This window comes from Rhizobium sp. NXC14 (assembly GCF_002117485.1).
In the GTDB taxonomy this organism is placed as follows: domain Bacteria; phylum Pseudomonadota; class Alphaproteobacteria; order Rhizobiales; family Rhizobiaceae; genus Rhizobium.
Map to the genome: position 1 here is coordinate 378,779 of NZ_CP021033.1, position 21,705 is coordinate 400,483.

Sequence of the window (21,705 nt, forward strand, 5' to 3'; positions counted from 1 at the left end):
TACTCACCAGGCGTCGCCCTTAAGGGTCGTCAGGTCGGCTTCCAGGAGCTCGAGGTTCTCGGCGGCCGAGCCGCTGCCGGACAGCGTATTGTGCACTGCCGTCCAGAACTTGGAGGACACTTCGTTGTATTTCACCTTGGCTGTCGCCGAAGGACGCGGCACCGCATCTTGGAAGATGGGTTTCCAGTTGGGCATGAAGGGCTGCGCGGCGGCAATATCCTTGTCGTCATAAAGGTCGGTCAGTGTCGGCAGATTGGACAGCTCGATGGCGCGAGCCTTTTGCACGTCCTTCGACGCCAGGAATTTGACGAGCGCGATGGCTGCTTCCTGCTTTTCCGAATATTTCGACACCGCCAGGTTCCAGCCGCCGAGTGTCGAGGATGGCTTGTCGCCGGCGGCCGCAACCGGCAGCGTCATCACGTCGAACTTGCCCTTCACGGCGCTATCGGCGCCGTTGCCGAGGGAATAGGCATATGGCCAGTTGCGCATAAAGACAGCGTTACCGGTCTGCCAGACACCGCGCGATTCTTCTTCCTGATAGGCGAGCACGCCGGGCGGCGAAATCGTGCCGATCCATCCCTTGGCGCGTTCGAGCGCTGCCGCCGCCTTCTCGTTGTTGATCGAGATCGTGCCGTCCGGCTCGACGATCTGGCCGCCCCCCGACGACTTCACCCATTCCAGCGCGTTGCAGGTCAGCCCCTCATAGGAATTGCCCTGGAAGACGTAGCCCCAAAGGTCCTTCTGGCCGGCCTGACGCTCTTTATCCTGGACCTCCTTGGCGGTTGCGGCCATCTCGTCCCAGGTCTTCGGCGGCAGCTTGTCATATTTCTCGAGCAGGTCCTTTCGGTAAAACAGCGCCGGAGCATCGGTAAACAACGGCAGCGCCACGAGCCGGCCATTGACGGTCTGCGAAGCGATGATTGACGGGAAGAACTGGCCAGCCACATCTTTGGTGGCCTCCTTCAGATCAATGAACTGGTCGGCAAGCTGCGGCGCCCAGATGACATCGGTCTGATAGACGTCGATGTCCTTGTTCCCCGCGGCAAGCCACAAGCGATACTGCGAGAACTGTTCGCTGCTCGACGATGGCATGGTGACGAGCTTCACCTGATTGCCGGTCTCCTTCTCAAAAATCGCGAGCTGCTTGTTCAGGAATTCGACGTTTTTCCCGGTGGTGTTCGCGGCAAACGAAATTTCTGCGGCGTGGATGGGGCCGGCCGCGAGAGCAAGTCCAATCGCGGATAAGGCCAGAGCAAAGTTTTTCATAATCTCCTCCCAGAAATTGAAATCGATTTGGCAAACGCAACATCGCAGAAGGCTTTGATGACGTCAAGACACCAAAACCGGCTTCTGGAGGTTGTATTTGTATGATAATAATAGCCATGCTGCGCGGATAAGGGCGTATATCCGGCATCCGCTGCCGACATTTCAACGTCACATAATTGAAACCGTTTTCAATTTGAACTGAATCAGCACTTGCCCGTTGCGCATCATCAACGCATCGTCCATTGATTTCCCGGACAAAGAAGACATCGATGAAACTTCGTGAATTTGCAAAGCAGCTTGGGCTTTCTCCGACCACGGTCAGTCGCGCACTTAGCGGCTATCCGGAGGTGAGCGAAGCCACGCGCGCCCGGGTTGCGAGCGAAGCAATGCGGCTTGGCTATCGCCCCGATATCAATGCCGTGCGCCTGAAGACTGGAAGAGCCGGAGCGATCGGCGTCATGATGGGGCGTTCAGGAGAAATTCATTTTGCCGAATTCGTGTCGGGGATGGCGCAGCGCCTGGAAACGACCGATACGGATATTCTCATCACACCTATTACCGCGCATAATGACGAAGACGAGATCCAGGCGTACCGGCGCCTGGTCGAAAGCCGCCGGGTAGACGCGGTGATCATTCATTCGCCACGCCCCAGAGATCCGCGGATCGAAATGCTGAACAGCCTCGGCGTGCCTTTTCTGGTCCACGGCCGCTCGGAGACCGAGCACGTTCATGCCTGGCTCGATATCGACAATGAAAATGCCGTGCGCAGAGTGACCGAACACCTGCTCGATCTCGGGCACCGGCGCATCGGCATGATCAATGGCCTGCGTGGCAAAACCTATTCAATCCATCGCGAACAGGGTTTTCGGATAGCGCATCAGGAGCGTGGGCTCACCGCAGATCCCAGCCTGATGGTCTGCGATAAATTTTCCGACGAGAGCGGCTTTCGCCACGCCCGCTCTTTTCTGGAGAGCGCCAATGCCCCGACCGCCATCGTTGCCGGTTCCACCATGACTGCGCTTGGTGTCTACCGTGCCGTCCGTTCGCTTGGGATGACGGTCGGACAGGACGTTTCCGTCATCGCCCATGACGACGTCTTCCCCTATCTGACGGCCGAGAATATGGTCCCGTCGCTTTCGACTACACGATCTTCCATGCGTGCCGCGGGCGCACGCTGCGCCGAGCTGACACTACAGCTCATCGCTGGCCGCCCCGCAGACGAGATCCATGAATTGTGGCCCGTCGAATTGATCCTGCGGGAAAGTACCACGCCGCCGCGCTGACCGAGCAATCACTCGATGCACGACTGTGCTGCAGCCGAAGTCCATCAGCCGGCATCGCGCCGCACTCCACCATTTGCCCGCACCAGCGCCATCAGCATCGGACCGATCGCAAACTCGCCTCTCTCGGTCCTACGGGTGAGATCGCGGAGATAACCGCCGGGCGAATTGATGTGCCCGCCCCTTTCCAGAATGCAGGCGATCACCGTCGCGGCGTTTTCCGGCCCCATGCCGGCGCAGGCTTCCTCATAGGCCGAGGGGCTGACGCCGAGCATCGAGCGGACGACCACGGCCGCCGACATCAGGTCGCGCCAATTGCCGATCGTTCCACCCGGCCCATAATCGAGGATTTGCGGACAGGCCTGGAGGACGAGGCCTAACGGGAAGGATTTCAGCGTCTGTCCCGCCGCCGATTCAGCCGCGCCGGATTTCCTGCCGCTCATTGCGCTGGCCGATGCCGGATGTTTCAATCTTCGCTCGTCCTGCGGTCCGGCGACCGGGTCGTTATCGGTCGCCGGCTTCGCGCCCTGCTTCGTGTCGAAGCTTGGTTCAAGTTCAGAAGTGGAGTTGGGGTTTGAATTCTGTTTGTGGCGCTCAGTTTGAGACTCATTGGCGTCTAATTTTTGTAATTTTATATGTCTTTCCAGCAGGTTGACGGCTTCGTCGCGCAGCGGCCCCATCTCGTCGAGCAGTAAAGCCAATTCCTCGGCCCCCGCGACGCGTGGAATCCTGCGTACGAGACCGTGAAACATCAGCGACATCTGCTCCCAGTCGCCAGGCACACCTTCCTCGATCGCTGCTGCGATCAGCTTCGAGATATCCCGCCGGCACACGGTGAGGCGCTCCCTGGTCGCCCGGATGAGTTCTCGATCGGCAACCACCTCGGCGGCCAGGTTTTCGATTTCGACCGCGCGCGCCAGCAGTGGCGCGACGCTGAAGCCGAACGCCTCACCGATCTCCCCTTCCCTGTCGCGACGCGCATAGCGCTTTCCGTTCGGGCTGTCCTTGCGCAGGATCAGGCCAGCCTCGACCAGCACGGCAAGATGTCGCCGCAGCGTCGCCGGCGTCATACCCCGGGCGCGAAGCGAAAGCTGCGCATTCGAGGGAAAGACGATCAGGCCCTTCTCCTCGGAAATCTCGTCACCGGGATAGAAGGTGAGCAGCGCATCGAGCACCGTCAGCGCCCGATCGGTCACACCAAGCGCCGGCCGCGCCTCGCAAATCGCCCTGAACAGTTTCCACTTGCTACGTCTTATCCCGGGCTCGATGCTCTCGGCCAGTTGCTGGCTTGCCAGCATGCCAAGCGACATCGGCCGCCGCCCAAAGGGCGTCGTCACATATCCACTCTCCATTTGCCTTCACCTTCGTTCAGGCAAAAGAAAACAGTCCACCACTTTGGTGCCTAAGACGCTTGACTGTGATTCGTGGAAATGCGATTCTCGATGTGCTTAAGATCTGAGAAGGGCTTCCACGACGGCGTCGTTGGGGGCCTTTTTCTTTTGCGCGCTACGCTCCTCTGTGCTTTTTGAACTCCTGGAACAGAACCTGTAGCCGTTCCTGGACAAATTGGTCGAAACCGGGCGCAGTCTTGCCGTCGAAGACAAAGGTTGCGCCGGATGCTGTTTTTTTAACGGTCACCGGCACGCCGCTGACCTCGGATTTGACGACTGCCGGCTTCGATGCCGCGGCCTTTTTCTTTGCCAGAACGAATGCCCGGTGAAACCGCTCGTCGCTCGTCATCTTCCGCGCGTCGTCCGCGGACAACTCCGCGATGATCTTCTCGACATCGGCATTTTCGAGCTGCTCGCCGAGTTCCAGCCATCGCCGCCGGCCAATATCAGGCGCAGCACCTATGGCGTTGATGAGCGCCAACGGCACCTGCCGTATCACGATCAGCATCCTCGACAGCGCCGCCTTGTCGACGCTCAGCGCCGCCATGATGACGTCGCGGGCAAAGCCGCGTTCCTCGAGCCGCGACGCGAAGAGCGCGCGCTCGATATACGAGAGATTGGTGCGGGCGCTGTTTTCCTGGCCTTGGCTGACGACCAGCTGGCCGTCGGTCAGGTCACGGACGACCGCGCGGACTCTGATGCCGATCTCTCTCGTGGCTGCCAGGCGGCGATGGCCATAGGCGACCTGATAGCGGCCTTTGGCTTCCGGATGCGGACGCACGAGGATCGGGACCTGCTGCCCATGCTCCCGGATCTGTTCGACCAGCTCGGCGAGCTCGCCAGCATCGATCGCCAGGCGATCGCTGACGAAAGACGCGTCGATCAGGCCGGGATCGAGCTCGACGATCATCTGGCCCGCGGCAAGCTGCCGCTCCAGCTCGCTGGCGCGCTCCATCTTCTCGGTGATGTTGCCGAGTGTCTTGGTAATGCCGCCGACCGGCCCGCCACTGCGCTCCTGCGGCACGAAGCCGGCAATCGGACGATTTTCGCGCGGCGCGACCGCTTCCGCCCTTGCCGGACTCGGTGCGGAAAATTCGATCAGGTTCTTGCGCGCCATCCTATCTCCTTCCCCAGGTGGAGCGAATATGCGCTTCGATCTCACCATTCACGAGGTTCAGCGACTCCAGCGCCCGATCATAGGTTCCGCGTGTGAATTGCGAGCGCTCGACTTCGTAGAGTGTCTGCTTGGTGACGCCTGCATCGGAAACGGCCGTCGATTTCACCATCGCGTTGTGGAGCATGCGATTGCCGAAGATCGCCCGCATGAAGCCGGTCATCTGGCTTTGCGGCCCGTCATTCGGTTCGAACCGCGTCACAAGATAGCGCATCCAGTCATAGCTGGTGCGCCCGCCGGCCTTCTCGACGACAGACATGAGTTCACTGGTCATCGTCAGGAACTGCGACATCGACATGACGTCGAGCATTTGCGGATGAACCGTGATCAGCACCGAGGTCGCGGCGCAGAGCGCCGACATTGTCAGGAAGCCGAGCTGCGGCGGGCAGTCGACGACGACGATGTCGTAAAGGCTCTCAATATCGGTCAGCACCTCGCCGATGCGGGCAAAGAACATCGTCTCGGCCCTACCCGACGTCATGGCCTTCGGTGTCTCGTGCTCGAATTCCATCAATTCGAGATTGCCGGGAATGAGATGCAGGTTCGGCGTATAGGTGGCGCGCACGATGTCGGCGATCGGGCGCGGATCGTCATAGCGGATCGCGCCGTAGATCGTTTCGCCCACACCGACGTCGAATTCCGGCTGATGGCCGAACAAAGCAGACAGGGACGCCTGCGGGTCGAGGTCAACGGCAAGGACGCGGTAGCCCCGGAGCGCCATGAATTGCGCGAAGTGGGCCGCGGTCGTGGTCTTGCCCGAGCCGCCCTTGAAATTCATCACGGAGACGATCTGGAGCTTTTCGCCCGGCCTGCGGGCCGGCACATATTTCGGCGTGCCGTTCCGCTCGTCGAGGACCCGGCGGATCCGGTCCATGTCGGTTGCGCTATAGAGCCGTCGACCGTTTGCCAGCGGATCCGGACCATGGCCATCAGCGGCCACCTGCCGGAGATAACCTTCGCCGATGCCGATGAAGGCCGCAGCCTCCGCCGGAGAAAATGTCCTGATCGTCTTCTGCGACAAAGGGGGAAAGATTTTCGCCTGATGCTGCTGAAGTTGATAGGACAACTCCTGCGCATCTGTTGCCAGAAGTGACGGGAGATGCTCTTGATCGTCTTGGAGAGCGAGCCTCGGCTGCATATTGGTTTTCCCAAATATCTGCGCAATTTTGAACGAAAGCGCCTCAGTTGCGCAGTTACTATATGCCGCGATTCGTGGCTGGATTACAAACGCTTAACCAAAACACCCATCAGAGCCAGTAAAACGGGCTCCGAAACCTTGAGGTTTGGCGGATTGGACGGCGGTGATTGGCACCGCCCGCGATGCCGACGGGCAAGGCCTCCATTCTCGTTATGATCTGGAATTCATTGCGTTTTTGCGGCACGCTCCCGCGGCACAGACAGGCTCAAGGTAACCGTAGCCGTTCATCCTTCAGGTTTTGTTGCCGTTGATCAGCACGACACATCAAAGCGTCGTGCGGTTCGAGAATGCGTGGGCTTTCCGTCTTGCTGTTCGTACGGCAAACCGGCAATTTCACCGCGGCGATGGGCGATCGCTTTCGTCCAAATAGCGTCGGCCAACGCCACCTTTCGGCGGTATACCGATGGTCATGACACTATGTCCTTGATGAGCAGCCGACAATCCGCTTGGCTGCTTCTTAGTCCCGGTTAGCAACCACCGGCAGGCTTCCTTCGTTTGGAAGACGGGATTCAGTCTGCCGTGCGGCGGAGACGAGGCGTCGCTTTGCGCGGATCGAATGCCATTGTTGGTCGATCAGGACGCCGATGAGAATCACACCACCCATGACGGCGAAGTTCAGCGACGAGGGAATGCCGAGCAGGTTCACAAGGTTTTGCAACTCCTGCAGTAGGACGGTACCCAGCACGACCCCGACGATCGATCCCTCACCGCCACGGAGTGAAAAGCCGCCGAGCACGGCGGCGGCAATCGCGTAAAGCTCGTAGAACTGGCCATGGCTCGCCGGCGAGATCGAGCGCGTATACATGGCGAAATAGATCGCCGAAAGCGCCGTAAGCAGTCCGCAGATGACATAGGCCGTCATCATCAAACGGTCGGTCCGGATACCTGAATAGCGAGCAGCCTCTTCGTTCTTTCCAATCGCGTAAAGATAACGTCCGAAGACAGAGCGATGAAGCACCAGCCACATGGCTACGGCAATGACGACCATGGCAATGAAGGTGCTCGGAATGCCATAGAACCGCCCCGCGGTCAGAAACTCAAGCTGCGGAAAATTCTGACCGAAGGCAAATCCCGCCGTTCCGTCGGCCGTATAGAAGCGCGCCGCCCCGCGATAGATCAGGAGACCGCAGAGGGTGACGACGAAGGGCTGCAAGTTGAGCCGGGTGATGAGCCAACCGTGGACGGCGCCTATGACTGCGCCGAGCAAGAGAATGAGCGGTAACGCCAACGTCCAGGGCATATCTTGAACGGCAATGAAATCGACGAACAGTACGCCCAGAAGCGCTACGAGCGAGCCCACCGAAAGCTCGATACCGCCCGTAATAATGACAAAAGCTTGCCCCATCGACAGGATCCCGAACAGGCCGATCAGGTTGGCGGTGTTCGCAAGGTTGATCGGCAGCAAGAAGCGCGGGTTGATGATGGCGACGACGACGCCGACAACGATGATCAAAAGCAGCAGTCCAAGATCTTTCTTGATCATTCGAGACCCATCCCCGATACCCATAATGGCCGCAGCCGCTATTTTACGCTTTTGCCGACAGCAAGCAAAAGGACGCTTTCCTGACTGAATTCGTCCTCTTCGAGAATGCCGGCGATCTGGCCCTCGTGCATGACGGCGATGCGGTCAGAAACGCCAATCACCTCTTCCATGTCGCTGGAGATCATCAGGATCGCGACACCGGCATCGGCAAGCGCTCGCATCAGGCCGTAGATTTCATTCTTCGCGCCGATATCGATGCCGCGTGTCGGCTCATCGAAGATCATTACCCTCGGACTCATCGACAACCATTTAGCCAGAACCACCTTCTGCTGGTTGCCACCGGACAGAGTGCCGGTTCGCGTCGAAACGGAGGGCGCTTTGATACCGAGACGAACACGCTGCTTTTCAGCGGCCTCGATCTCCCGTTCAGCGGAGACCATGAAGCGACTTGAAATCCTGGGAAGATCGGCAAGGGTGATGTTCTGGGCGATCGGAAGATCAAGAAGAATGCCATTGCGCTTGCGATCCTCCGGCACCAGAAAGATGCCGCGGGCGACAGCGTCCCGAGCAGAACCGATCGCAATTTGGCGTCCGTCCTGCAGAATGGCTCCCCCGTAACTCCGGTCGATGCCGAAGAGTACCCTTGCAAGCTCGGTGCGGCCAGATCCGACGAGGCCTGCAAGCCCCAGGATTTCTCCGTACCTGATTTCCAGGTCAACGGGGCGGCTGGGATAGGCCTCGGTGCGCACACCATTTACCTTCAATGCGACCGGGCCTGGCGAACGCTGCGGTTTTGCCGTCCGGGCCGCGAGCAACCGGCCGATCATCAGCTTGACCATCTGATCATGGCCAATGTCCTTCTTGGCGAGCGTACCGACGAGCGTGCCATCGCGCAATACGACTACCCGGTCCGCTACGCGCTCAACCTCGTGGAGACGGTGCGAGATGAAGATCACACTGATACCATCCGCTTTCAGCGATTTGATGATGTTCAGGAGCCGCTCGGTTTCGGCCAGGGGCAGGCTGGACGTGGGTTCGTCGAAGATGACAAGCCTGGCCTTGATCGACAGTGCCTTGGCGATTTCCACCATCTGCTGTTCGGCGAGGGAAAGCGCCGCAACGGGTGTATCGGCGGAAAAATGTGCCCCTACACGCTTCAAGAGCGGGGTCACCATCTCGCGAAGCCGAGCGCGATCGACAAACTTGAAAGGTCCCGCTTTCAACGGCTCACGGCCCAGGAAGATATTGGCGGCGACGTCGAGATTGTCAAAAAGGTTGAGTTCTTGATGCACAAAAGCGATGCCGGATGCGATGCTCGTCTCCACGGTGAGGTGGCGAAGCTCTGCGCCATCGAGCAGGATCGTGCCCCGATCCGGAGCGATCACGCCGCCAAGAATATTCATCAGCGTCGATTTTCCGGCCCCGTTCTCGCCGACCAAGCCGATGACCTCTCCCGGCACGATGTCGAGCGACAACCCGTCAAGCGCCACGACGCCTGGAAAAGTCTTGCCAACGCCGGAAAGCGAAAGGAACGGCGTTGCAGGCGCGTCCGGTGACGGGATGTCTGAGCTATGATTCATTGCCTGTCCATGACTGCGGGTGCTGCGGCAAGAAACATTTCGCGGCGGGGAGTACCCCCGCCGCGAGAGGGAATTACTTTCCAGCCATGGCCTTCAGGTTAGCGGCATATTTATCGACGTCATCCTTGCCGATGATCACTGTCGGAATGATGATCAAGCCGTTGCTGGGAATACCGGACTTGTCGCCCTTGAGGTAGGCGGCCATCAGCTTCATCCCCTGATAAGCCCATTCGAATGGCTGCTGCACGACGGTTGCCGCGACCGTGCCTTCTTTGACGCCTCCGAGCGTGATCGGATCGTCGTCAAAGCCGACGACAGTGATCTGACCAAGCTTTCCGGCGTCGCGCAGCGCCTCATAGATGCGTGGCGTGTTATAAGAGTAGAAGCCGACCATGCAGGTCACGTCCGGGCTGGCCACCAGAGCATCCTCGACATTCTTTTTTGCGCGTGTCTGGTCGATATCGTCGCCGCGCACATCTGTCAGCTCGATCTTCGTGCCCTTAAGTCCGTCCTTCATACCCTGAATGCGTTCCTTGGCGTTATCGGCGCCGAGGAGCCCGACAAAACCGATGCACTTGCCGCCATCCGGCATTGCCTTCTTCGCGATTTCGGCTGCCTGCAGACCTGCGTCGATATTGGATGAGCCGATATAAGCGACGCGGTTGGTCTGCGGCGCGTCGCTGTCGGTCGTGAAGAGAGCTGTTTGTGAGCCGATCTTGTTCAAGCCCTCGGTCTGGGTCTTGGGGTCGACTGCGGAAACCATGATCCCCTTGACGCCAGCACTGACAAGGTCTTCCATCAGGCGCTGCTGGATGGCTACCGATGCCTGTTCAGGGTACTTGAGCTCCAGTTGGTAGTCAGGCAATTCGGCCTGGGCTTTCTTCACGCCTGCTTCCGCGGCTTTCCAGAAGTCAGACGCTCCGTTGACAACGAAAGCAAGGGTCGGCTTATCGGCGGCATAAGATGCTGCAAGTGGCGCCGCGCTCACTATCAGCCCGGCAAGGAACAAGGCTGCATTCCATTTCAGCTGTTTCATGGCATACCTCCCGAGGGCCGCGGTCGCGCAGGCCCGTTTGCGATATACGGCCGGCCAAATGCGCGCCCCCTCCTAGGGCCGTCGCAGAGCGACTAGGCATTGTTTCCGATCGCCCCCTGACGGTATACAAGAATCTTAATTAGTAAATAGTATTATCAATGCGCATCAAAACATTTCATCCGGGAAGGGTTCGAATGAAGTTTTCCGCCAATGACGACCAAGAATTTCAACCCCTAACGTGATTGCCATCACTTTCGGACAAGTGCTAATATTTATTATCAAAAAAATGCCTGTTACACTCAGAATCGGAGAGCGTTCCCGCGAATGCGTAAGCCCAGGACCCCAAAGAAGCCTGCAATAGAAAAGCCGGCCCGCGTGACGATGATGGACATAGCCGCGGCGGCCGGCTGCTCACAGGCGGCTGTTTCCTTCGTGCTCAACGACACGCCCGGCACCCGCATCTCACAGCAGACTCGCGACCGCGTATTGGAGGCGGCGCGCGCCCTAGGCTACATGGGGACAAGCTATACCATGAAGGCCTCTTATTCGGGCCTGGACAACGTGGTCGGTTTCGCCGTGGATCAGCTCGCTACCAGCCCGGAAGCAATTGTGGCGATTGAGGGCGCCCGCCAAGCCTCTTGGAACACGGGCAACGTGTTGTTGGTTACCCAGACGCTGGGTGATCCCGTCATGGAGCCAAAAGCAATCAGGGCCCTGACGAACGGGGGCATATCCGCACTCATATATATGACAATCTATACCAGAGAGGTCCAACTCCCCTCTTATGTCTGTGAACTCAACATCCCGACGGTATTGTTGAACTGCTACACGGCGGATCATGCCTTTCCAGCCGTAGTGCCAAGTGAAATCGCCGGAGGCCAGAGCTCCACCCGGCATCTGATCACGCACGGCCACCATCGCATCGGAACGATCACCGGCGAGATTTGGATGCAGGCTGCGCAAGACCGGCTGACGGGATACCGCCGTGCGCTTGCGACCGCGGATATACCCTTCGATCCGGAATTAGTCATTGAAGGCGACTGGTCGGCCGGTGCCGGCTATGCCGCTACGATGAAATTGCTTGCGTTGAAAGAACCGCCGACCGCGATCTTCTGCCAGAACGACCGCACTGCCGTGGGATGCTACGAAGCGCTTAAAGATGCCGGGCTGCGCATACCCCAGGACATGTCGGTCGTCGGTTATGACGACGAAGAAATTTCGCGACACCTCGTACCGGCACTGACCACTTCGGTCCTTCCCCACCTCGCCATGGGTCAGTGGGCAATTGAACATCTCAACCTGCAGACCATGCGTGGCAAGCGCTATCCAATTACGAAGCTGGAATGCTCTTTGGTCAATCGTCATTCCGTCGCTGCGCCGAGGACCAAGGCCCGGCATATCTTCGATGGCGCGCATGGGCCGCGATAGACTGGAGGGTCGAGCCGGCGCAGCACTGCACGGATGGAGCATGATCCCGCGTCTGGGTCTGCATCATTCTCTAGTTATTCAATAGGCTTCATCCTTTGGTGCGAAGACCAAACCGGCCGACAGTGTTGGAGCCGTCGCAAAAGCTTGAGCCGCCGCTGCAGGAGATTTGTTGAAATCTGCCGTCACGCAGGTCTTCGCCTCACGAACTGGGCGCTATCAATTTCAACGAGGGGAAATAGCTGCGATAGCGGCCGCCATCTCGCGTCAGGAGCGGCAGCTGCTGCACGGCGGCATGAGCGCCGATGAAGAAATCGGCAAGCACGCCGGTACGCGTACCGCCTGCTTTGCGATATTGCGTGAAAACCTTGCCGGCGAGAAACAAAGCGGATCTCGGCATCGGCGTCATCTCGAGGACGGCCTGTTCAACAAAGGCCTCCAGCGCCTCGATCCTGTCGTATCGAACCGCAAGTTCGGCATAGACTACATCGTTAATGAGGAGGGGGCCCTCGATACTCGCGGCTTCCAGCTGCGCAATAGACCAGTCCGACCATTCCGGGTCGTCGGTTACGAGGTCTAGGAGCACATTGGTATCAACAAGGGTCACGTTTCGCCGCGCGTTAAAGCCATGATAGCGTCGGTATCGAGGCCCTTGCCGGCATGGCCGCGCAGTTTCTCAAAGCGGCTCGCCGGCCGCTTCTTGTCGGCGCGCGTCAGAACCACACTGCCGTCGGCAGCACGATGAAAATCGACCTGGCTGCCAGGAACGATGCCGAGCATGTCCCGTACAGGCTTCGGAATGGTCACCTGCCCTTTCGCAGTAACGGTGGTGGTCATAGCGAGCGCCTTTGTAATACTCTCCAAGAAGAAGGTATTACTTCATTCGGCAGAATTCAAGATGGCCGCTAAGCCTCCATCGATCGGTAGAGCCACTCGGAGAGCTTCTGGGTCGTCGACGGCCGCTGACGCCATTGGCGTCGGCTCCGTCGTCGTGGCGGCCTCCTCTTTGCGTCATCCTCGTGCTTGCGCCGACGGAGAATGACCTGACCGCCGAGCGCATCCCATCATGCCTGAGGTCGAACGTCCGAGACGCAAGGCATAGTGAAGCCAGCCCAAAGTTTAGGATGCCTCATCGGAAACACCAAAGACTACGCCGGGGTCCGAAAAATCGGCTCCATTCCCGCGCAATGCATGGATTTCCATGAGTTGCGGTTGTGGTGCGGCAAGATTACGGTTTCAATATGAGCGCGCCGGCCCCGAAATGGAAAACAACTGCTGTAGGAAACACTGACGATCCCCAGGCTTTGCCTGTCCGGCCGGAGCGGTTGATGGAGAGGGTCTGGTTGCACCGCCCGCCATTCCCGCGTCTCGGGCTTTTCTTCCTCGCCTATGTGCTCGCCTGCGGCTTCGCCCAAGCTCTGGCGATCGTGCCTGGAACCGGCATTTCCATCTGGCCGGCGAGCGGGCTTTTCATCGCAACGCTCATTCTCAGTTCCGGATACAGCTGGCCCTGGTGGGTTCTGGGCGGCTGCCTGGCGGAGATGTTCAGCAATGTCCTGTGGTTTCACAGTCCACCGCTCGCCGCATTCCTGATCTATATCGGCAACGCTCTGGAAGCGGTGGTGGGAGCCTGGCTCGTGAACCGCACGCTGCAGCGGCCGGTGCGGCTGGAAAGCCTGCAGGAAGTGCTCGCTTTCGTCGCGCTCGGCGCCGGGATTGCTCCGATCGTCAGCGCGACCATCGGAAGCGCAACGCTGGCGTGGTTTAGCATCCTCTCGCAATCCTTTGCGACGGCATGGCCTCTCTGGTGGATCGGCGATGCGACCGGCGTTCTCATCGTGGCGCCGCTGGCGCTCGTCGTGCTCCACAGCTGGCGGGGCAGACTGCAGCTGTCGACCACGCAATGGATGGAGGCTTGCGTTCTCGGCCTCATCTTTCTCGCCATCGCCGCGCTTTCCCTGAGCGGCTACCTTCCGTTCGCCTATATCATCATGCCGCCTCTTCTGTGGGCGGCGGTCCGCTTCGAGTTCAAGGGCGCGGCAATATCGCTCGTTCTGCTGGCACTGATTACGGCGGTCTTCACGATAACCGGCGCCGGTCAATTCGCGGGCGATCCGGAGTCCCAGAAGCACAAGCAGATCATGCTGCAGCTTTTTCTGGCCATCTCGGCGCTTTCGGCGCTCATCGTCGCGGCCATATCCCGCCAGCATCAACTGGCGTCGCTTTCGTTGCGACAAAGCGTTGACGCATTGCGCGAACGGGAGAGCGAGCTATCGCAACTGGTGGACATGGTTCCGAGCCACGTCTGGCGTCTGACGCCCGCGGGCGAGCCGACCTTCTTCAACAAGCGCATGGTTGATTTCCTCGGCCTTGACGTGGCCGATGCCGACAAGCCGGATATGAGCCGGCTGGAAGCAGTCCTTCAAGCCATCATTCATCCCGATGACACCGCGGCGTTGAGAGAGTCGCTCAGCCATTGCCTCGTCACGGGCGAGAATTTCGCCATGCGGTATCGGCTGCGCCGCGCCGACGGCGTCTATCGCTGGATGTCGAGTCGCGCCGAGCCGATGCGCGATCAGGCGGGAAGCATCGTTCAGTGGTACGGGCTTTGTCACGATATCGACGATCAAGTCCATGCCGAAGAGACGCTGCGCCGGAGCGAACAGCAGTTGCAGCAGATGATCGACGCCGTTCCTGTCCGCATCTGGAGCGTGGAGCCGGCGGGCGGATCAATCTACTTCAACAAACGCTATCAGGATCACTTCCGCGCCGTCATCGCCGATTTCGACGCCGACGGCGAACCCCGCATCGACGAGTTGCTGCAGCAACTGATCCATCCCGATGAGGCGCCCGACGTTCAGCGCACGCTGCGCAAATGCTTCGAAAGCGGCAGCGGCACCGCGATGCGGTTTCGCTGGCTTGAAAAGGACGGCGTCTATCGCTGGGCGGAATGCAGGGTGGAGCCGCGGCGGGACGACGACGGCAAGGTCGTGCAATGGTACGGCGTTTCCCTCGATGTCGACGAAGAAGTGCGTGCGCTCGAGGCACTACGTGACCGCGAGCGCGAACTGTCACAGCTCGTCGACATGGTTCCGGTTCACATTGCCCGCATGGCGCCGAATGGCGAGCCAACCTTCTTCAGCAGGCGCACCCTGCAATCCATCGGGATGGATGATGTCGCAGCCTGGGACAAACCCGATCTCAGCCGTTTGGCGGTGCTCATCGGAGCAACCGTGCATCCCGACGATGGACCTCGCATGCGCGAGGTGCTCGGTCGTGCGCTCGCGACCGGCGAGCCCTATACGATAAAGTATCGCCGACGCCACGCCGACGGTGCGTATCGGTGGATGGAGGGGCGCGCAGAGCCGTTGCGGGATCAAAATGGAACTATCGTGCAATGGTATGCCGCTGCGGTCGATATCGATGACGAGGTGCGAGCGCAACAGGCACTGCGCGAGCGGGAACGGGAGCTGTCGCAGCTCGTCGACATCGTCCCGAGCCTTCTCTGGCGCTTGAATGCGGATGGCGAGCCAACTTTCTTCAATAAGCGGCTGATCAATTTTCTCGGCCCGGACATTGCAAACCCAGAAAAGCCCGGCATGAACCGGCTGTCCGCCATAATAGAAGCCGCCATCCATCCCGACGATGCGGAGAGCCTTTCCGAGGCGCTGAAGCATTCCTTCGCCACCGGCGAGCGTTTCTCGAAGCAATATCGCCTGCGGCGCGCTGACGGCGTCTATCGCTGGGTCAGAGGCAGCGCCGAGCCGCTCAGGGACGAGAGCGGGCAGATCATTCAGTGGTATGGCCTGACGCATGACATCGACGATCAATTGCGCATCGAGCAAGAGTTGCGCGAGAGAGAGCGTTCGCTTTGGCAGATCGTTGAAACGCTGCCGGCAATGATCGATTGCGCGGCGCCGGATGGGGAGCCGGTCTATCGCAATCCTCAGCTGCGCGACTTCCTCGGATACAGGCTCGAAGCGCTTGATGGAACGGGAAAAAGCCGGCTGGACGGCACGCTCGATGCCGGCGTCCATCCCGACGACGTGGCAGGGGTCAAGGAGAACTACGCCCATTCATTGCGCACCGGTGAGCCCTATGCGCGCAGGCATCGCCTGCGGCGGTTCGATGGCGAATATCGCTGGGTCGAGACGCGCGCTGCGCCGATGCGCAATGCCGAAGGCGCCATCGTCCAATGGAATGTCATCTGCCTCGATATCGACGGCGAGGTTCGGGCGGAGGAAGATCTGCGTCAGGCGCGAGAGGGTCTCGCGCGAGCGAGCCAGGTCGCGAGCCTTGCCGAGCTTTCGGCCTCCATCGCCCACGAGGTGAACCAGCCGCTCGCTGCCGTCGTGGCAAACTCACACGCCTGCCAACGCTGGCTCATGGCCGAACCGCCGAACATGGAGCGTGCCCAAAGGACAATCGAGCGCATCATTCGGGACGCCAACTCGGCCGCGGATGTCGTCAGCCGCATCCGCGCCCTGTTCAAACAATCCGCAGACAGGAGGGTTCATACGACGATGCCAGACATCGTCAACGAAGGGCGCAACCTCATGGCTGACGAGATGGCGCGCCGTCACGCCCGCATGGTTTTGCAGATCGACGGCAACCTCCCGCCGATCTCCGTCGATCGCACCCAGATCCAACAGGTTCTAATCAATCTCATCCGTAATGGCATGGAGGCAATGGAGGCCATTGCCGGCGACAGGGTGATCGAGGTGCGCGTGCGTCACATCGGCAATGCCGTACAGACGGAAGTCAGCGATCATGGCCAGGGGATTGAGTTTCCCGAAAAAATGTTCGAGCCGTTCTTCACGACCAAGGAAGACGGCATGGGCATGGGCCTGGCGATCTGCCGCTCGATTGTCGAACTGCATGGCGGACGGTTGTGGGCGGAGCAGAACAATCCGCGCGGGGCAACGTTGATCTTCACATTGCCCATTGAAACACAGGTGGCGTCATGACGGCGGACGACCATATTGTCTTCATCGTCGATGACGATGAACGCATTCGCGAGGCGCTCGGCGAGCTGCTGGACTCGCATGGCATACGCGCCATCGCCTTCGAGTCGGCCTGCAACTATGTGAAAGCGGACAAGCCGGATGTTCCCGCCTGCCTCATCCTCGATATCGAACTTCCCGATATCAACGGCCTCGACCTGCAGAGGCAGATAGCCGACGGCGATCATCCGCCGATCGTTTTCATCACCGGACATGGCGATATCCCCTCCTCCGTGCGCGCCATCAAGCGCGGCGCAGTGGATTTCCTGACGAAGCCGTTCAGCGACGAGCACCTGATGACAGCAATCCAGGCAGCGATTGCCGAGGATCGGGAAAAGAGGACCGAGCGCGCCGAACTCGGCATGCTGAGGCAACACTATCTCGACCTGACACCGCGTGAACGCGAGGTGTTGCCGCTCGTCGTCAGCGGCCTTCTCAACAAGCAGGCGGCGGCAGAACTGGGGATCAGCGAAGTCACGCTGCAGATCCACAGAAGAAACGTGATGCAGAAGATGGCGGCGGCATCGCTCGCCGACCTCGTGCGCATCGCGGAGAAACTGGAAATACCGATAACCCACTCGCGCCGGGTGGGAGGGAATTGAACATGAACAAGACAAGACATGTCGTGGCAATTGTCGATGACGATCCAAGACTTCTTGAATCGATGAGCGACCTTCTGGAATCGGCGGGCTATGTCGCCCGCGGCTTCTCGTCGGCAGGCTCGCTGCTCGTCAACGGGCTGTCGGACCTCGATCTGCTCATCACCGATATCGGAATGCCCGGCATCGACGGCTTCGAACTCCGCGATCTCGTCAGGAAGTCACGCCCGGAGCTGCCGGTTTTCCTGATTACGGGCCGCCACGAGATCGCAGATCAGGGCCGCGCTCAAGGCGCCGGCGGATTCTTCCGCAAGCCATTCGATGCCCAGGCCCTGATCGCGGCCATCGCCAATGCCTTACACAAATCGAGAAATGGAGGGTGACATGAGGGTTGACCAGCCGTTTGTTCGTAGATCGGCGCCCTTGTCAGCGCAGCGTGAACGTGAAGAGGATCAGCCGCTCGTCATGATCGTGGACGACGACGCATCCATTCGCGAGGCGCTGTCGGAGCTGATCCTGTCGGCCGGTTTTCAGCCGGTCAGCTTTGCTTCGACGCGCGAACTGCTCGACGCGGATATATTGAACAGACCCGGCTGCCTGATCCTCGATGTGCGCATGCCGGGGGCAAGCGGTCTCCATCTGCAGAGCCATCTGGCCGAGAACGGCATTGCCAAGCCGATCATCTTCCTGACCGGCCATGGAGATATCCCGATGACCGTCCAGGCGATGAAAGCCGGCGCCGTGGATTTCCTCACCAAGCCTGCGCGGGATCAGACGCTGCTTGATGCCGTAACCGCCGCCATTTCAATGGACGGCGAACGACGAGCGGAAGCGGCGATCGCCAATCGCAATATCGAACGGCTGGAGACGCTGACGCAGCGCGAACGGGAGGTTCTGCACGAAGTGGCACGCGGGCGCCTAAACAAGCAGATCGCCTTCGACCTTGGCATCAGCGAAGTGACGGTCAAGCTGCATCGCAGCAACGTCATGCACAAGATGGAGGCCGCCTCTATCGGCGAGCTGATCCGGGCCTGGGAAACATTGCCAGTGCAGATGCGTCAGGCGGGGGCGCGTTAGCTTTTAATCAAGGCGCCAAGAACGCCGGCTGTCCATTTGATGCACGCCGTATCCGATTCACGCCAAAAAAGACGATTCGGCGCCATCAATGGGTTTCGGCCCCGCACGCTTGCGTTATCTCTAAATTAAAGTTCGGGGATATGACACCGTACCGCTTCGGTTCCCCATAGGAGATCTCGCCTTGAACAATCAATCGTCCGTCGCGCCTTCCCCTAAAACCAATGCCTTCGACACCGAAGCAATCTTCCTGTCGGCCATCGGGAATTCCAAACGGCTTCACATTCTGCATCTGTTGAGCGAAGGAGAAATGTCCGTAACCGTACTGGCTGACGAAGTGGGATTGAGCCAATCTTCGACGTCTCAGCATCTGGCAATTCTTCGAGACCAGGAACTCGTGCAAACACGAAGGGCTGCGCAGACGATCTACTATTCACTTCAATCTGACGGGGTCAGGGCAATGCTCGATACGCTCGCGGACATCTTCGGATCGCATCGCCGTACGGCGGCAGAACGTGCCCGAGCCGTCCGCACCTGACGCCAATGGCGGAACGCTGATCTTGCCGCTCATGATTGGTCTCCAATTCTGCTGACATGCCCTTCGACCGCATCGATCGCTGATGTACGTTTGATATACGCCTCCTAGACCACGGTGTGATTACGCCTCCATTGCGAATGGAGATAATGAACCACATCGGGAACGGAACGAACGGCCTGGCGCATGGAGGCGATCATGGACGTATATGAGGCAGTCACAAGCCGACGGTCGGTGCGCGGATTTAAAGACCAGCCTGTGGCGATGGAAATACTTGAGCGGGTGCTGGCTGCCGCGGCATGGTCCCCGTCAGGATCGAACATCCAGCCGTGGAATACCTACGTGATGACCGGCGCGCCGCTGGCCGAACTCAAGACATCAGCCGTCGAGCGCGTGGCGCATGGCGACGCCTGGGACAAGCGGCAGTATGAGATGTACCCCTCCGTGCTGAAGCCCCCCTACGGCGAGCGCCGCTCCGCCTTCGGCAAGGAACGCTACAGCGCGCTCGGCATTGCGCGCGAGGACTGGGAGGCACGCCAGCGGGCAGCAATCGCCAACTGGAACTGCTTCGGCGCGCCAGCCGCTCTGTTTTGCTACATCGACCGCGATCTTGGCCTACCTCAATGGGCCGACGTCGGCATGTATCTGCAGACCGTCATGTTGCTGCTTCGCGCCGAAGGACTGCACAGTTGCCCGCAGATGGCATGGTCGCAGGTTCGCGAGACGGTCGCCGAGGTACTGTCGCCGCCCGATGGGCTGATCCTCTTCTGCGGCATGTCGATCGGCTACGAAGACCCTGCGGTAAGTTACGCCCGTACGGGCCGCGCCCCACTGGCCGAGACGGTCACGTTTATCGGCGAATAGTTGCTTGGACCCAAAGGACAGAGACCCCGTCGAGAATTCCGCGTATGATATGTCCTTTATCATGCGGGATACTGGAGAACGCCATGACCACGCATAAAGTAGGCTATCTTATCGGCAGCCTCGCCAAGGGTTCGATCAACCGCAAGCTCGCCAAGGCGTTGGTGCGCGTCGCCCCGCCGGAACTTGAAATGTCAGAGATATCCTTCAAGGACCTGCCACTCTACAGTTACGATTACGACGCCGATTACCCTCCGGCCGGCAGGGCATTCAAAGCGGCGATCGCGGCCGTCGACGCCGTGCTGTTCGTCACTCCCGAATACAATCGATCCATCCCCGGCGGGCTGAAAAACGCAATCGACTGGGCGAGCCGCCCCTACGGCACCAACTCGTTCACACGCAAGCCGTCTGCGGTGATCGGCACCTCGCCGGGCGCGATCGGCACAGCCGTCGCCCAGCAGAATCTGCGCAGCGTGCTTAGTTTTTGCAACTCTCCGCAGATGAATGCTCCGGAAGCCTACATTCAATTCACCCCGGGGCTGATCACCGATGACGGCGAGGTCACGAACGAGAGCACCGCCGATTTCCTGCGCACGTTCATGCGGGACTTCCATGCCTTCGTCGCAAGGGTTCGCTCAGTGCTGCCGAAAGACGCTTAGACAAGCGGAGAGTGAACGAGCGGAGTTGACGTCAATCGAGCCGGCACCGACAGCCTGAGACAGGCGATCGGCAAACCCTTTCCGCACGCGTGGGTAGCATTCGTGTATTGACCCTTCGGCAAGGGCAGGTGGTCTTGTTCACGTTGAGCAAAACCGCTGCGGACTTTAGCCGGAATTGTTCTACAGCCGATTGGCGCGCAACAAGGTGGCTCGCGACAGATATCCCGCAAGCGTCCCATCGGATGACCTGACATGGAGGCCCGGCATCTCGCCGGAGAGGATGAGCGCCAAGGCCTCGTGAACCGTGGCGTCAGCGGCGATCTCGGCATCGCCGTTGGACGGTTCCGGCGCGGTCATGATCGTCGATACAGCAATCAAACTCAGCCGCTTTATGGCTCGGTCAGGGCCGAGGAAGTTCTCGACGAATTCGTTGACGGGACGCGCAAGAATTTCCTGCGGTCTATCATATTGGAGAAGGCGGCCATCCCGCATGATCGCGATGCGATCGCCCATCTTGATGGCCTCGTCGAGATCATGCGTGACGATGACGACGGTCTTCTTCACCTTCCTCAGAATATCGCGGAATTCGTCCTGAAGCCTAACACGGGTGATCGGATCGATCGCGCCGAACGGTTCGTCCATCAGCATGATTGCGGGGTCTGCTGCGAGCGCACGCGCGAAACCGACGCGCTGACGCTGCCCGCCCGACAATTCGTGCGGCAGGCGCTGCCGCATGACGGCCGGATCAAGGCCGACGAGATCCAGGAGCTCGTCGACGCGGCGATCGCTGCGCGCCTTGTCCCAACCGAGAAGCCGCGGGACGGTCGCGACATTGCGTGCGATTGACATATGCGGAAACAGACCGACCTGCTGGATGACATAGCCGATGCTGCGGCGGAGCTCCTTCTGATCGACCCGGGCTATATCTCTTCCGTCAACCAGCACGCGTCCCGCCGTCGGCGTTTCCAACTGATTGATCATCCGCATGGTCGTGGTCTTGCCGCAGCCAGAAGGACCAATCAGGGCAACCGTCGTGCCGGTCTCGATCAGCAGATCGAGATTGTCGACCGCATGCGGGCCGCTTCCGTCGTATTTCTTGGTAACATGATCGAGATGAATCATCCTGATATCCGCTTTCGGC

The 21,705-nt window shown here is 59.7% G+C and carries 19 protein-coding genes; 9 read left to right on the forward strand and 10 right to left on the reverse strand.

The genetic code is table 11. The features are described from left to right. Window positions 1-3 precede the first annotated feature (3 nt). On the reverse strand, window positions 4-1,266 hold the full coding sequence (locus NXC14_RS29835; RefSeq protein WP_085781625.1) for an ABC transporter substrate-binding protein: 1,263 nt from the start codon (window positions 1,264-1,266) through the stop codon (window positions 4-6). A gap of 269 nt (window positions 1,267-1,535) precedes the next feature. On the opposite strand from NXC14_RS29835, the gene NXC14_RS29840 reads away from it, so the two are divergent. Beyond that, a complete protein-coding gene (locus NXC14_RS29840) occupies window positions 1,536-2,549 on the forward strand; it encodes a substrate-binding domain-containing protein (protein WP_085781626.1) in 1,014 nt (337 codons plus the stop codon). Window positions 2,550-2,593: 44 nt separating this feature from the next. On the opposite strand, the gene repC is transcribed toward NXC14_RS29840, so the two are convergent. The 6 genes from repC to NXC14_RS29870 all read right to left on the reverse strand — a co-directional run bounded on the left by repC (window position 2,594) and on the right by NXC14_RS29870 (window position 10,408). After that, a complete protein-coding gene (gene repC, locus NXC14_RS29845) occupies window positions 2,594-3,898 on the reverse strand; it encodes a plasmid replication protein RepC (RefSeq protein ID WP_085781627.1) in 1,305 nt (434 codons plus the stop codon). A gap of 154 nt (window positions 3,899-4,052) precedes the next feature. Next, entirely contained in the window at window positions 4,053-5,054 is a 1,002-nt protein-coding gene (gene repB / locus NXC14_RS29850; RefSeq protein ID WP_085781628.1) for a plasmid partitioning protein RepB, read from the reverse strand. 1 nt (window position 5,055) lies between these two features. Beyond that, window positions 5,056-6,249, reverse strand: a complete 1,194-nt coding sequence (gene repA, locus NXC14_RS29855) for a plasmid partitioning protein RepA (protein ID WP_085781629.1) — start codon at window positions 6,247-6,249, stop codon at window positions 5,056-5,058. 517 nt (window positions 6,250-6,766) lie between these two features. Continuing rightward, on the reverse strand, window positions 6,767-7,792 hold the full coding sequence (locus tag NXC14_RS29860; RefSeq protein WP_085781630.1) for an ABC transporter permease: 1,026 nt from the start codon (window positions 7,790-7,792) through the stop codon (window positions 6,767-6,769). Between the two features lie 38 nt (window positions 7,793-7,830). Next, the gene (locus NXC14_RS29865; protein ID WP_085781631.1) at window positions 7,831-9,372 is read right to left on the reverse strand and encodes a sugar ABC transporter ATP-binding protein; all 1,542 of its coding nucleotides are present in this window, start codon (window positions 9,370-9,372) and stop codon (window positions 7,831-7,833) included. A 73-nt stretch (window positions 9,373-9,445) separates the two neighbouring features. Beyond that, entirely contained in the window at window positions 9,446-10,408 is a 963-nt protein-coding gene (locus NXC14_RS29870) for a sugar-binding protein (RefSeq protein ID WP_085781632.1), read from the reverse strand. 324 nt (window positions 10,409-10,732) lie between these two features. On the opposite strand from NXC14_RS29870, the gene NXC14_RS29875 reads away from it, so the two are divergent. After that, the gene (locus NXC14_RS29875) at window positions 10,733-11,836 is read left to right on the forward strand and encodes a LacI family DNA-binding transcriptional regulator (protein ID WP_085781633.1); all 1,104 of its coding nucleotides are present in this window, start codon (window positions 10,733-10,735) and stop codon (window positions 11,834-11,836) included. 199 nt (window positions 11,837-12,035) lie between these two features. On the opposite strand, the gene NXC14_RS29880 is transcribed toward NXC14_RS29875, so the two are convergent. Both NXC14_RS29880 and NXC14_RS29885 read right to left on the reverse strand, forming a co-directional pair. After that, complete coding sequence (locus NXC14_RS29880; RefSeq protein ID WP_085781634.1) at window positions 12,036-12,440, reverse strand: type II toxin-antitoxin system VapC family toxin; 405 nt, start codon at window positions 12,438-12,440, stop codon at window positions 12,036-12,038. Then, entirely contained in the window at window positions 12,437-12,670 is a 234-nt protein-coding gene (locus tag NXC14_RS29885) for an AbrB/MazE/SpoVT family DNA-binding domain-containing protein (protein ID WP_064693019.1), read from the reverse strand. The genes NXC14_RS29880 and NXC14_RS29885 overlap by 4 nt, the downstream gene beginning before the upstream one ends. Before the next feature lie 491 nt (window positions 12,671-13,161). Between NXC14_RS29885 and NXC14_RS29890 the strand changes: the two genes are divergently transcribed. The 7 genes from NXC14_RS29890 (at window position 13,162) to NXC14_RS29920 (ending at window position 20,564) form a co-directional block, all read left to right on the forward strand. Further along, the gene (locus tag NXC14_RS29890) at window positions 13,162-16,800 is read left to right on the forward strand and encodes a PAS domain-containing protein (RefSeq protein ID WP_085781635.1); all 3,639 of its coding nucleotides are present in this window, start codon (window positions 13,162-13,164) and stop codon (window positions 16,798-16,800) included. Next, on the forward strand, window positions 16,797-17,438 hold the full coding sequence (locus NXC14_RS29895) for a response regulator (RefSeq protein WP_085781636.1): 642 nt from the start codon (window positions 16,797-16,799) through the stop codon (window positions 17,436-17,438). The genes NXC14_RS29890 and NXC14_RS29895 overlap by 4 nt, the downstream gene beginning before the upstream one ends. A gap of 2 nt (window positions 17,439-17,440) precedes the next feature. Next, entirely contained in the window at window positions 17,441-17,818 is a 378-nt protein-coding gene (locus NXC14_RS29900; protein ID WP_085781637.1) for a response regulator, read from the forward strand. Between the two features lies 1 nt (window position 17,819). Beyond that, on the forward strand, window positions 17,820-18,512 hold the full coding sequence (locus NXC14_RS29905; protein WP_085781638.1) for a response regulator transcription factor: 693 nt from the start codon (window positions 17,820-17,822) through the stop codon (window positions 18,510-18,512). A 181-nt stretch (window positions 18,513-18,693) separates the two neighbouring features. After that, entirely contained in the window at window positions 18,694-19,047 is a 354-nt protein-coding gene (locus NXC14_RS29910) for a metalloregulator ArsR/SmtB family transcription factor (RefSeq protein WP_085781639.1), read from the forward strand. A gap of 195 nt (window positions 19,048-19,242) precedes the next feature. Continuing rightward, window positions 19,243-19,908 carry a nitroreductase gene (locus tag NXC14_RS29915; protein WP_085782051.1) on the forward strand — a complete coding sequence of 222 codons (666 nt, stop codon included), beginning with the start codon at window positions 19,243-19,245 and terminating at the stop codon, window positions 19,906-19,908. An 83-nt stretch (window positions 19,909-19,991) separates the two neighbouring features. Beyond that, window positions 19,992-20,564 (forward strand): NADPH-dependent FMN reductase, encoded by a 573-nt coding sequence (locus NXC14_RS29920; RefSeq protein ID WP_085781640.1) that lies wholly within the window; start codon window positions 19,992-19,994, stop codon window positions 20,562-20,564. 180 nt (window positions 20,565-20,744) lie between these two features. Here NXC14_RS29920 and NXC14_RS29925 read toward each other — a convergent pair whose 3' ends face one another. After that, window positions 20,745-21,686: an ABC transporter ATP-binding protein gene (locus NXC14_RS29925; protein WP_085781641.1), complete on the reverse strand. Its 942-nt coding sequence runs from the start codon at window positions 21,684-21,686 to the stop codon at window positions 20,745-20,747. Window positions 21,687-21,705: the final 19 nt, after the last annotated feature.

Excerpts from the sequence above, each read along its gene's own strand:
- NXC14_RS29890 (WP_085781635.1), top strand. The coding sequence starts at position 13,162 with ATGGAGAGGGTCTGGTTGCACCGCCCGCCATTCCCGCGTCTCGGGCTT.
- repA (WP_085781629.1), bottom strand. The coding sequence starts at position 6,249 with ATGCAGCCGAGGCTCGCTCTCCAAGACGATCAAGAGCATCTCCCGTCA.
- NXC14_RS29840 (WP_085781626.1), top strand. The coding sequence starts at position 1,536 with ATGAAACTTCGTGAATTTGCAAAGCAGCTTGGGCTTTCTCCGACCACG.
- repB (WP_085781628.1), bottom strand. The coding sequence starts at position 5,054 with ATGGCGCGCAAGAACCTGATCGAATTTTCCGCACCGAGTCCGGCAAGG.
- NXC14_RS29865 (WP_085781631.1), bottom strand. The coding sequence starts at position 9,372 with ATGAATCATAGCTCAGACATCCCGTCACCGGACGCGCCTGCAACGCCG.
- repC (WP_085781627.1), bottom strand. The coding sequence starts at position 3,898 with ATGGAGAGTGGATATGTGACGACGCCCTTTGGGCGGCGGCCGATGTCG.
- NXC14_RS29885 (WP_064693019.1), bottom strand. The coding sequence starts at position 12,670 with ATGACCACCACCGTTACTGCGAAAGGGCAGGTGACCATTCCGAAGCCT.
- NXC14_RS29920 (WP_085781640.1), top strand. The coding sequence starts at position 19,992 with ATGACCACGCATAAAGTAGGCTATCTTATCGGCAGCCTCGCCAAGGGT.
- NXC14_RS29905 (WP_085781638.1), top strand. The coding sequence starts at position 17,820 with ATGAGGGTTGACCAGCCGTTTGTTCGTAGATCGGCGCCCTTGTCAGCG.
- NXC14_RS29870 (WP_085781632.1), bottom strand. The coding sequence starts at position 10,408 with ATGAAACAGCTGAAATGGAATGCAGCCTTGTTCCTTGCCGGGCTGATA.
- NXC14_RS29835 (WP_085781625.1), bottom strand. The coding sequence starts at position 1,266 with ATGAAAAACTTTGCTCTGGCCTTATCCGCGATTGGACTTGCTCTCGCG.
- NXC14_RS29860 (WP_085781630.1), bottom strand. The coding sequence starts at position 7,792 with ATGATCAAGAAAGATCTTGGACTGCTGCTTTTGATCATCGTTGTCGGC.
- NXC14_RS29895 (WP_085781636.1), top strand. The coding sequence starts at position 16,797 with ATGACGGCGGACGACCATATTGTCTTCATCGTCGATGACGATGAACGC.
- NXC14_RS29925 (WP_085781641.1), bottom strand. The coding sequence starts at position 21,686 with ATGATTCATCTCGATCATGTTACCAAGAAATACGACGGAAGCGGCCCG.
- NXC14_RS29875 (WP_085781633.1), top strand. The coding sequence starts at position 10,733 with ATGCGTAAGCCCAGGACCCCAAAGAAGCCTGCAATAGAAAAGCCGGCC.
- NXC14_RS29900 (WP_085781637.1), top strand. The coding sequence starts at position 17,441 with ATGAACAAGACAAGACATGTCGTGGCAATTGTCGATGACGATCCAAGA.
- NXC14_RS29915 (WP_085782051.1), top strand. The coding sequence starts at position 19,243 with ATGGACGTATATGAGGCAGTCACAAGCCGACGGTCGGTGCGCGGATTT.